The 10,052-nt window shown below is 59.8% G+C and carries 10 protein-coding genes and 2 pseudogenes; 2 read left to right on the top strand and 10 right to left on the bottom strand.

Translation table 11 applies throughout. The annotated features are described in order from the left end of the window. Positions 1 to 1,047: 1,047 nt before the first annotated feature. On the bottom strand, positions 1,048 to 1,281 hold the full coding sequence (locus C7C56_RS30840; RefSeq protein WP_370660247.1) for an IS3 family transposase: 234 nt from the start codon (positions 1,279 to 1,281) through the stop codon (positions 1,048 to 1,050). Here C7C56_RS30840 and C7C56_RS30175 point away from each other — a divergent pair. Then, the gene (locus C7C56_RS30175; protein ID WP_229458988.1) at positions 1,225 to 1,485 is read left to right on the top strand and encodes a hypothetical protein; all 261 of its coding nucleotides are present in this window, start codon (positions 1,225 to 1,227) and stop codon (positions 1,483 to 1,485) included. The two genes, C7C56_RS30840 and C7C56_RS30175, sit on opposite strands and share 57 nt — an antisense overlap. A gap of 98 nt (positions 1,486 to 1,583) precedes the next feature. On the opposite strand, the gene C7C56_RS25310 is transcribed toward C7C56_RS30175, so the two are convergent. Next, positions 1,584 to 2,723 (bottom strand): glutathione-independent formaldehyde dehydrogenase, encoded by a 1,140-nt coding sequence (locus C7C56_RS25310; protein WP_106760119.1) that lies wholly within the window; start codon positions 2,721 to 2,723, stop codon positions 1,584 to 1,586. Between the two features lie 552 nt (positions 2,724 to 3,275). Between C7C56_RS25310 and C7C56_RS28415 the strand changes: the two are divergent. Next, positions 3,276 to 3,428: pseudogene (locus tag C7C56_RS28415) on the top strand (N-6 DNA methylase); the annotation flags it as partial. Here the strand turns inward: C7C56_RS28415 and C7C56_RS30170 are convergent. From C7C56_RS30170 to ampC, 8 genes and pseudogenes are all read right to left on the bottom strand, one after another. Beyond that, positions 3,410 to 3,646: a HipA domain-containing protein gene (locus C7C56_RS30170; RefSeq protein WP_229458989.1), complete on the bottom strand. Its 237-nt coding sequence runs from the start codon at positions 3,644 to 3,646 to the stop codon at positions 3,410 to 3,412. The pseudogene C7C56_RS28415 and the gene C7C56_RS30170 overlap by 19 nt on opposite strands. A 251-nt stretch (positions 3,647 to 3,897) precedes the next feature. After that, positions 3,898 to 4,482: a helix-turn-helix domain-containing protein gene (locus C7C56_RS25300; protein WP_219933228.1), complete on the bottom strand. Its 585-nt coding sequence runs from the start codon at positions 4,480 to 4,482 to the stop codon at positions 3,898 to 3,900. A gap of 106 nt (positions 4,483 to 4,588) precedes the next feature. Then, a complete protein-coding gene (locus C7C56_RS25295) occupies positions 4,589 to 5,503 on the bottom strand; it encodes an SIS domain-containing protein (RefSeq protein WP_106760116.1) in 915 nt (304 codons plus the stop codon). An 8-nt stretch (positions 5,504 to 5,511) separates the two neighbouring features. Continuing rightward, positions 5,512 to 6,453 carry a DMT family transporter gene (locus C7C56_RS25290; protein WP_106760115.1) on the bottom strand — a complete coding sequence of 314 codons (942 nt, stop codon included), beginning with the start codon at positions 6,451 to 6,453 and terminating at the stop codon, positions 5,512 to 5,514. A gap of 51 nt (positions 6,454 to 6,504) precedes the next feature. After that, positions 6,505 to 7,210: pseudogene (locus C7C56_RS30165) on the bottom strand (ROK family protein). A gap of 54 nt (positions 7,211 to 7,264) precedes the next feature. Further along, entirely contained in the window at positions 7,265 to 7,411 is a 147-nt protein-coding gene (locus C7C56_RS29465) for a hypothetical protein (protein ID WP_219933227.1), read from the bottom strand. Between the two features lie 179 nt (positions 7,412 to 7,590). Then, on the bottom strand, positions 7,591 to 8,454 hold the full coding sequence (locus C7C56_RS25280) for a CPBP family intramembrane glutamic endopeptidase (protein ID WP_106760114.1): 864 nt from the start codon (positions 8,452 to 8,454) through the stop codon (positions 7,591 to 7,593). A 428-nt stretch (positions 8,455 to 8,882) separates the two neighbouring features. After that, positions 8,883 to 10,049 (bottom strand): class C beta-lactamase, encoded by a 1,167-nt coding sequence (ampC, locus tag C7C56_RS25275; RefSeq protein ID WP_106760113.1) that lies wholly within the window; start codon positions 10,047 to 10,049, stop codon positions 8,883 to 8,885. Positions 10,050 to 10,052 lie beyond the last annotated feature (3 nt).

Raw genomic sequence — 10,052 nt, 5'->3', positions numbered from 1 at the left:
CTTTTGAATTGAGAACTGCTGGCGGCAGCTGGCAGCAGTAGTGACGCCAGTTCGCCGTCGAGTACAATCGGCAGCGGTCGGCCAGGAGCCGTCGTTCGCGCGGTTAGCCGATTAAGCCAACGCGAGCATATAGCGTGGCCTCCTGTAAATGGCTCTTGAAAACCGCCTAAAGTTGGCTTTATTACGCGGATTTCCAAGCGGCATAATTGATTCATCTTCGGGGTCCAGTGTTCTTGGGTTGACGAGCGGAGTACGGCAGCCGTATTTTTGAAGACTCAAAAAGACGAGTTGGAGAAAACGTGATGGAGCCGATAGGACGCTTTTTTTCTGTGCGCGCGCTGCCGCAAACAAACGGTCATTTGTAGTGCGTGTGACCGGGGTCAAATATATTGTTCGTCGGCGTGCTCAGAGCCAATACGCCGCATTTGCGTGCGGGAGGCTGGTCAACGCTATCAAAGTAGCGAACGTGGTCGTGCCAACCATGCTCAGCGTATGAAGCGGTACCGTGAAAATCGAGCGCGGGTGACGCATCAGGGTCCTGTTTCCGGTCCAGATGATGTCGTTTTGGCAGCGCCAACGGCACAGCCCGTTACCCCGGCGGCGCCGAGGGACCATACCCTAACAAGCAGCTCGCCTTGGCGCTGCGAAGCCTGTAAGTGCACTTGCTCGGCCTTTGTGCGATTGGGCTTCCTGTATGTGCGTCCCGCCCTTCAGATCGCACCAGGCGCCTCTCATGCAGGCGGAGCTACCAGCCGTCGAAGTGCCGGCAGGGGCGATTTGAGCCGAGCGAAGGCGAGGTAGCCCGTTAGGGCGTACCCCTGCGTGGACCCCGGCGCTCCTCCAGAGCGGCCGGCCACTTACTGCGAATCTCTTACCCACTTCGTTGCCTCAGCTACGTAGTCGCAAATTCCGAAGGCGAGCACGGCAGGTCATGAATTGCGCGCTTTTTTAGCCAGATTTGCGCGCATTTGTACCGCCGCTAACACCTCCGGAGTGGTTTGATGAGGACTTTCGACGCCGACGTCAAATTGACCTAGGCTACCGATCTCAACTGACCCATCGAAATCGGAACGACGCCACACGAGGCTTGGGCTTCGAAGAAAATGGGTGGGGCAACAAATTTCGGCGTTCTGGGTCAATTTGACGTCGGCGCCAACAGCCGGCAGCCTTCATTAGTCGCGCTACGCGGTTCTCACTGCACGCGAGACCAGCGTCTAGAACATCATGCACAACGCGGGGCGAGCCATAGGTGCGGTCGCTCGCTTCATGGTTATCTTTGATGACCTGGAGGAGCTTGGCATTGTGGCGCTCGCGCTGGCTTGGCGGCCGTTCGAACCAATCGTAGAAGCCACTGGACGACACGCCCAGTACCTTTCCTTCACGCCAAGCAGCGAAGACGCAGATCCGCCTTGGCCAGAGCGGCTCGAACATTTCAAGACTCAATCGTTTCAACCCTATCCCACACGCGAGCAGTTCACTTCGTAATGGAGTCCGGCCTACATTACAACTCTCAAAAACGGTAGCTCGGTACTTCGTGCGGACCTGGCGTTGTTGTTTCGGTTTTCGGGCGTCCGGGAAGCGCTTTATCTGCCCGGCTTAAGCACTACTTTGGTCCACCCAGCTGCCCGCTTGTCGAACTTTTCATAGCCCTTCGGCGCCTCGTCCAGCGCCAGTTCGTGCGAGATGATCGCCGACGGTTTGGCGCGACCGGCCTGGATCAGCTTGGAAAGGTGGCGGTTGTAGGCTTTGACGTTGGCCTGGCCGGTGGCGATACGCTGCCCCTTTAACCAAAGTTGGCCGAAGTCGAAGGCCAGCTTGCCTTCTTTGGCGAGTTCATCTTTGGCGCCCGGATCCTGCGGCAAGAACACGCCCACCACGCCGATCCCGCCGGTGGCCTTGACCGTTTGGACCAGATTGTTCATCGTCAGGTTCGGCACTTCCTTGCCATGCTTGTCGCAGCACTGGTAGCCGACACATTCGCAGCCGCAATCGGCCCCCTTGCCATCGGTCAGATCAAGAATCTGCTGCACGCCGCCCTGCTCGGTATCGTCGATCGCGATCCCGCCCATTTTTTCGGCCAGCTTCAGGCGGTCCTTGTGTGTGTCAACCACGAACACTCGGCTGGCGCCCTTGAGGTAGGCCGACATGGTCGCCATCAAGCCGACAGGGCCGGCTCCATAGACTACGACCGAGTCGCCGGGTCGCATGCCGGCCAGCTCAGTGGCGTGGTAGCCGGTCGGAAAAATATCGGACAACATGACATAATCGTTTTCCTTTTCCTGCGCGTCGTCCGGGAGCACGAGGCAGTTGTAGTCAGCGTAGGGTACGCGCAGCAATTCGGCCTGGCCGCCGCTGTATGGGCCCATGCCGGCAAAGCCGTAGGCCGCACCGGCAGTGCCTGGATTGGCCGTGAGGCAGAATCCGGACAGGCCGCACTCGCAGTTTTCGCAAAATCCGCAACCAATATTGAATGGAAGACACACCATGTCGCCGACCTTGACGCGGTCGACTGCCTTGCCGACTTCGATCACCTCGCCCATGTTCTCGTGACCAAGGATGCGGCCGCTCTCCATGCTGGTGCGACCTTCATACATATGCAGGTCGGAGCCGCAAATATTGGTAGTAGTAATGCGCACCAGCACGTCAGTCGACTTTTCGATTTTTGCATCCGGCACCTCCTTGACCTGGACGTCGCAAGGGCCGTTATAGACGAGTGCTTTCATGATAATCCTTCCGGGTTGAAATTTTTTGGTCGCGGCAGGGCGCCGCCACCCAAGCTGTCCACTGTGGGGCCCGCCCCCGATCGGCGCGGTGCGCTAACTAACAGAGGCATCGATTTCAGTGTTGCCAAGATAGACGTCGCGGTTCAGTCGTCGGGGCAGTGGATTGAAAATCCTTTTGTCGGTGGTTCGATTCTGCCCCGGGCCACCAAGGAATAACCTTACAAAACGCCATCCCTCACCGGTTGGCGTTTTTTCGTCGAACAAAAAGTCTTTGTACCCGGTCTACTTTAGGTTTGCGGCCGAAAGGTCCACCACTCCTCCCGCTGCTTTTTCTAACGCGCCGTAAAAAACGTACATCGTTTTCCCAGAGACATACGCACGTTACGAACGATCACGAAATGCTAATTTCGCTCAGGAGCATCTGCAAGCAGTCACACAATTGCAGCCATAATCGTGCAGATCGGCGTGGACTGTGCATCCCAACCAGGGTGATACGCTTGATGATTTGGTGTTAAGCGCCTTAGGGTGACTAGCGGCCAGTTCGCCTTAAGTAACGGCTCCGCGCTGTTCACCGGAGACACGGGCAAGGGCGAGAGCAACATCCGCCGCTGGGTGCTGGAGAACGACTGACTCGAAGTCATCATCGCCCTGCCACTGACCATCTTCTACAACACCGGCATCGCCACCTACATCTGGGTGCTGGCCAGAAGCAGCCATTGGGACGGAGGCACATCTATCGCGCAGTCGGCCGCCATGTCATGGACCAGCTTCTCCCACAACGCCACGTCCCTGTCGTCTTCGGATGAGGGGAATTTCGCAATCCACAGTTCATTCGCCTCTGAAAGGTTCGCTTTCGGTCGGGCGCCACCGAGCGACGCACCTGGCGCGACGAGGATTTTGAGCCACTGCTTCAGCTTCGACATGTCGTCGAACTTCTTTCGCGACAGCTCCCACGCAACCGCCTGCAGCTCGGCCAAGCTCGTCATCGGTGGCGCCGCGCGGAGTTCGCAAGCGAGGAAAATGTCCTCGTCTTCAGCGCTAAATCGTAACGCGCCCATACGCGTGTGGTCCTGCACGCCGCACAGAAATTCCCATGTGCCGATTTGCTGAAGCGGCCCAAAGGCGGGGTCGTCGAGCCAGACCTTCAAGCGGGGCTGCGCTTTTTTGGTCGCCATTACGCGCCTTCTTTATTGTCGTGACCAGGGGCGGTTTCAGCGGTTTGGACGCTTGTTTCATTCGACCTTGCTGCAGCATCTTCCTTGATTTGCGCCGCAGTCCTCCGTGGCGCCCGACGCCGCTGTGGAAGCTCTGCATCTTGGAGTCGACGGCCGAGCACATCGTCGCGTGCCACCAGATTCATATCCTTGTCCAGCCCGAGGACGACGAGGACTTGAAAGTAATTTCCCATCGTGACAGATGCATTCCCCGACTCAATTTTAGTCAGTGTCTGCCTGGTGATGCCCGCGCGCGCCGCGACCGTCTCTGCGGAGAATTGGCGGCGTAGACGCGCATCTTTCACACGTTCACCAAGGGCGCGCAGGGTGCGCGCCGAGCTAGGATAGAGGATTGTGGCTGGTCTCGGCATAATGGAATCTATTCTATACAAAAAACAGCTATTTTGCTTGTTATAGAATACGTTATCTTGCTCGGCATTGGGCTCCTTCAAGAGCAGGGGGAGCGCGCCTAGAAAGTGGATAAGGTATCTTATATTCTGCAGAAATAGCGGTTTTTGTGTGTAATAGCTTACGTTATGCTGCAAGGAACACGACGGTTGTGCCCGATGCGAGGGCCCGCCCGGGACCGAAAGGCGGCAGCGCGTTCAGCTGCGTGGATCGCCCGCAGGCAGAACCATGATTTATCGCCCCCTACTCGACTTCGGTGACCTTGCCCCCGACCACAAAGGTCTCCTTGATCCCCAGTTTTTCCGCAAGCTCGTAGGCGATATAGTTAAACGGCACGATGTTGGTCAATACCGAGAAGTGTTCGCTCACTTCCGGCTCTTCGATGGTGAATACATGGGCGCCGGCGCGGGAGATGGTCTCCCCCAGCTTCTGGCCGCGCTCGTAGGAAGCGCCTCGGGCCAGGATCTGGATCACGATGCTGTCGGCCGCGGTCTCCTTCGGTCCATGGTCGTATTGGGCCATCGGCATGCCGGTAAAACTGAGCTTGGTGCTTTCACTCAAAATGAGTGCGGCTTGATAGGCGGTGGCGACATTCGGACCGCTGGCGACGACATAGATGCCGTGGATCTTGCGTGTGTTTATCAACTCGAAGATGGCATCGGCAATGCGCTCGCCAGTCCGGCGGTAGGCCGGCACATTCCTGCGCAGCACTTGGAGCGCCGGGGCGGGGTCGATGCCAAAGCCTTTGAACAACGCCAGCAAGGTGTTCACATAGGTTTTCGACGATGAATATTGCTCGTCCTCGGCCAGCAAGTCCACCGTGAGGAGCGCCTTCGGGTTGCTGCCCAAGGCGCTTTGCGGCTTGTTGGTGATGGCCACATACTGCTTGAACAAGCGGCGGGCCCACAGCGCTTCGGTGCTGCGGCCCGATTGCGACAAAATCACTGCGTTCTCACCAAGCGCCATTGGCACCAAATAATTCACATATTCGGAGGCGATTTCAGGCTGGATCGGCACGCCCATGTATTTGAATGCGAGGGGCGCAAAATACGAGGACCCCATGCCCAGATACGGCACATGCAGCGGCAGTGCATAGGCCGGCGAGGTGGCCAGGAAGTGTTCGGCCTTGGGCGCGATATCGTCGATTTCTTCGAGCATTCGATTGGTCATGGCTGGACAGTTTGATTGGAAATTAGGGGAGCCGCTGCCGGCTTCTTTTCGACCGAGAGGAACAACGAGCCGAGAATCGCCAGGGCGATGCCGGCGCATTCGATCAGGCCGATCGATTCACGCAGGAACATGATCGCCAGGACGATGGTAAATGCCGGCTGCATGGCGCCGGCGACGGCGGTTACCAGCGCGGCCTTGCCCTCCGAGCGGTAGGCGGCATAGGCGGCCAGCACCCCCAGGCCATTCATGGCACCGGACAGCGGGCCGGCCACCAGCGTGGCGTTGGTGAACGTGTACTGGACCAAACCCGCCGCCATGAAGCCGATTGCCAGCAGCGCCGAGGCAAGCACGAAGGCGACGTAGGACCATTCGGCCGAGATATGATTGGTGGTGACCTTTTGCGCGGCGCTGAAAAACCCCCAGAACAACATCGCGACGAGGGCGTACAGAATCCAGTCGGCCAGCGCAAAGGTCGCCAGGTATTGGGCGGGATCCTCGAAGATCAACGCTTCGCCCGACAGCATGGTGATTGCCGGCAGCACCAGCAGCACGCCGATGCCGTTCAGCCAGTGCATTTTTTCCTTGAACACCAGCAGGGCGATGATGATGGTCGCCAGCGGATACAGATTGGTGATCGGGATCACCGTCGCCGCCTGGCCGCCCGCGCCGAACGACAGATAGAGTGCGACATTGCCGGCGATCGCCAGCACGCCGGCGACCAGGCCCCAGACCAGGCCGCGGCGGTTTAGCTCTGGGCGTTTGCACCGGGGCAGCACGAAGGGGAGGGTGAACAGCATGCCGAGCGAGAACAGCACATGGTTGGTATAGGCATTGATATTGGCCGAGATGAATTTGGCCAGCACGCCCCATACGCCCCAAGCCAGGCCGGCAACGATGGCGTACACCAGCCAGCGTCGTTCTTCGAGTAGTTTTCGCATATTTTTGTTCCCTTCTCTTGTTATCTTCTGTGGGTAGTTGCTGCGGGGAGGTCAGTGGAACAGGGCCGCGCAGCCGAGAATGCCGGCATGCTCGTCGAGCTCGGACAAGACGATCGCGACCTCGTAACGCTTGAACGGTTTGAGGGCCTCGACCACGGCGATCCGGTCCAGATAGGGCCGCATGCCCTTCGACACGCCGCCCCCGATCACGATCAGGTCGGGCGCGTAGATGTTGATGTAATTGCCGATCCCGGTGTGCAGATGCGCGAGGAAGGCGTCCACCACGGCGGCCGCGCGGGCGTCGCCAGCTTGTTCGGCCTGAAAAATAGCTTCCACGCCGAGCGCCGACGCCGGCAACCCGAGCCGGCCGGCGGCCTGCACGATCGCCGGCGCCGCCACCAGCGACTCGAGGCAACCGGTCTTGCCGCAATAACAGGACCGGCCGGCGGGGTCGATCGCCCATGTGCCCGGCCATATGGGCGTAGCCGAGCGGCGTGTCGAAACGCCCGTTGGCGACGAAACCGACGCCCAGCCCGGTGCCCAGGGTCAGCACCAGCACCCGTTCGTCCGCCTTGCCGGCGCCGTACAGCGCCTCGCCCAGCGCGACCACGCGCGCGTCGTTGCCGGCCCGGCACGGCAGACCGCAATGGCGCGTGATGTGGTCCGACAGGGGGTAGTCTTCCATGAACTCCAGGAAACCATAGGTGGAATCGACGCTGCCGGCCTGGTCCACAAAACCGGTCACGCCGACGCCCACGCCAAGCAGGGGCGCCACAGCCTGCGCGGCGCGGGCGCGCAAGGCGTCGATTCCCTAGTGAATGGTGTGCAGGAAGCGCTCGGAGGAGTGTTTCTCGGTCGGTGCTATGCGCATGTCCAGCACCTCGCCGCCGTGCAGATCGACCAGGCCCAGCTTGGTGCGCGTTCCCCCGATGTCGATTCCGATGGCTAGTTTCTTCATGGGCTGCGCCTTCTAAAGGCAAACGCGGACCGATGATTGTAGCGAGCTTGGCGCAAGGAAAGATTGCGTTTTTTTTCGAGCGGTATGTTGTTTTCGCGGTCAGGCGCTCCCTTGCGGCCCGGCTGGCGGACTGCAGTTAGCGCGAGCACGCCGCCATGGAAGCGTCTGGGCGATGCGGTTTATGCGGCGCGCTTCCAGTACGGCAGCACCACGCGGCCATTGCGTTTGGCGCGCATCAGCAGGACGAAGGTGGCTGCCGCCGTGACCAAGAGGGACAGGACAGAACCTTCGACCCCGAAGGCGCCGCCGGTTAACCAGTCCGGCCCGCTGAAGGTGCTCTCAAGCAGACCGTGGACCGTGCCGCCCGAAACGGCGGCCGAAAACACACCACCCTGTACGAAGTTCCACGCGGCGTGCATGCCGACACACATCCACAGGCGCCCCGTATTCATGTACGCGGCCGCCAGCAGCAGGCCCGTCGAGACGACGGTGGCCATGCCCACTACGCTGACGTTGTCGTTGACCAAATGGCCGGCGCCAAACGCCAGCGCCGACAGCAACAGGGCGATGACGCTGCCGAGTGAGCGCTCGATGATGCGGAAGAAAATGGCGCGCATCAGCAATTCCTCCAGCATCCCGACGGTCAGATGCATGATTAGTGGCGCGACCATGACCGAGGGGCTGTTGATGGCGTTGACGTGATAGGCGCCGAGTACGGCCAGCACGGCCATGATCGACCCAATCAGCAAGGCACCGATGAATGCGCCGCCAAAAAACTCACGGGCGGCGTTATCGTGCGACAGTTCGCTCACGTCGCGCTTTTCGACCTTGTGCACGTAGTAGCAATACAAGGCGTAGGAGCAGCAGATGCCAAGAAACTGGCAGACTTTGACTACCAGCGATTTGTGCTCGAGTAGTTTGAATGCGATACCCTGAACCAGCAGGAAGGGAACCATGACGCAAAAGAAGGCAATGATGATGCGAGTCACTGGAAAGGCCAGCACGCGTTGCAGCGCGCTGGACGGCGTAGAAAGTGTGGTCATGGACGGGCTCGCTGTTTTTCGCAGTGCGCTGCGCTTATGTGCTTATGTAGTTGGGTGGTGATGTAGTTGACTATAACAGTCAAATATATTTTCGTCAACTTAATGAAACTATCCACGCACCAAGTCCAACGTCATCGTGATGACGGCAAAGCTTGTGGTTCACACGGCCTTGGGCAATGTGGATGCGCCAGCCAACACGCATGAATCCCTGGAGGGGGAAGTCCCGCCCGGGCCTCAATTTTTTCGGCGATGTCGTGGTTTGACGCTGTGGGATTGAGGGGGAACTCCTCGAAGTGCAGCGCCAGGGCGTCGAGGAGAAGCTTGGCGCGACAGTGATCGCACGACGCCTCGGCGTCGGGCGCGTCGTCGGTCAGGCAGATGGGCGGGGATGGTTCGCGCGTCGCGCCTTTTGATCCAAGGTATGTTGCCTACGGATTTTTCTCGACGAGTTGCTCCAGGATCGCGTGGGCTGCCTTGATGCGGGCGGGGCCCGGCAAGCTCTTGTTCGCCAGCATCACGATGCCGATCTTTTCCGCCGGCACGAAAGCGACGTAGTTGCCGAATCCGCCGGTCGATCCGGTCTTGTTGAACAAGGTCGGTCCGGACGGCGCCTCCGGCGGCGTGAGCGGCTGCGCGGCGTTGGGTTCCGAACTCATGATGCGCGAGTTGCCGGCCAGCAGACGATCGAGGGCGATGGGGTAGGCATACTGCTCCCAGCCGAGCCCCTGCACCATATCGCCCACCCTGAAGTGGCCCACATGGGTGGCCTCGACGGCGCGCCGCATCGGCGCCTCCAGCCGGCTTGGTGCGATGTTCAACTGCACGAAGCGGATCATGTCGGCGGACGACGACTTGACGCCATACGCCTCGTCATCGAACACGTCGGGGTTCACGCGGATGGGTTTGTTCGACTTGCTGTATCCCCACGCATAGTCGGCCTTCGCGCCGTCCGGTACGCGGATATAGCTGTGGCGCAGGCCAAGCTGCGGGAAAAGCGCGGTTTCCATGGCGTCGGCAAAATCGCGCTTCAGGGCGAGGCTGGTGATGTGCCCGAGCAGGCCGATGCTCGGATTCGAATATGTGCGTTGCGTGCCGGCAGCGGCGTCCGGTTTCCAATCCCGGAAATAGGCGTTTATCTGATCATCTTTCGAGATCTCATCGGGAAATTGCTGCGGCAACCCGCCCGCCGTGTAGGTGCCGATATTGATCAGGCTCGCCTTGTCGATCGGGCTGCCCCTAAGCTGTGGGATGTACTTGCCGGGATGGTCGGTCAACGATAGTTTTCCGAGCACCTGCGCATAGGCGGCCAGCGTGCCTGTCAAAGTCTTGCTGACGGATCCGAGCTCGAACAGGGTTGCCTCGCTGACGGGCGTGTTCTTCTCCCGCGAAGCGACGCCGTAATTGAAGAAATAGGATCGGCCGTCGACCGTGACGGCGACCGCCATGCCGGGCACGTCGTGTTCGGCCATGACCGGGCCGATCGCATTATCGACGATCGCGCGGATCCTGGCGGAATCGTCGGCGGCCCAGCTGGTGCAGGGAAGGAAGCAAGTCGAAACGAGGGCGATTGCGAGGCTGCGGTTTAGGATTGTCATTTT

The sequence above is a fragment of the Massilia glaciei genome, from assembly GCF_003011895.2.
In the GTDB taxonomy this organism is placed as follows: Bacteria; Pseudomonadota; Gammaproteobacteria; order Burkholderiales; family Burkholderiaceae_D; genus Telluria_A; species Telluria_A glaciei.
The sequence above is the reverse complement of the archived record's forward strand: the minus strand, read 5'-3'. Positions and strand labels throughout refer to the sequence as shown.

Coding starts and splice junctions, on each gene's coding strand:
- C7C56_RS30175 (WP_229458988.1), top strand. CDS start 1,225: ATGCACAACGCGGGGCGAGCCATAGGTGCGGTCGCTCGCTTCATGGTT.
- C7C56_RS25310 (WP_106760119.1), bottom strand. CDS start 2,723: ATGAAAGCACTCGTCTATAACGGCCCTTGCGACGTCCAGGTCAAGGAG.
- C7C56_RS30170 (WP_229458989.1), bottom strand. CDS start 3,646: ATGTCGAAGCTGAAGCAGTGGCTCAAAATCCTCGTCGCGCCAGGTGCG.
- C7C56_RS25295 (WP_106760116.1), bottom strand. CDS start 5,503: ATGCTCGAAGAAATCGACGATATCGCGCCCAAGGCCGAACACTTCCTG.
- C7C56_RS25290 (WP_106760115.1), bottom strand. CDS start 6,453: ATGCGAAAACTACTCGAAGAACGACGCTGGCTGGTGTACGCCATCGTT.
- C7C56_RS29465 (WP_219933227.1), bottom strand. CDS start 7,411: ATGAAGAAACTAGCCATCGGAATCGACATCGGGGGAACGCGCACCAAG.
- C7C56_RS25280 (WP_106760114.1), bottom strand. CDS start 8,454: ATGACCACACTTTCTACGCCGTCCAGCGCGCTGCAACGCGTGCTGGCC.
- ampC (WP_106760113.1), bottom strand. CDS start 10,049: ATGACAATCCTAAACCGCAGCCTCGCAATCGCCCTCGTTTCGACTTGC.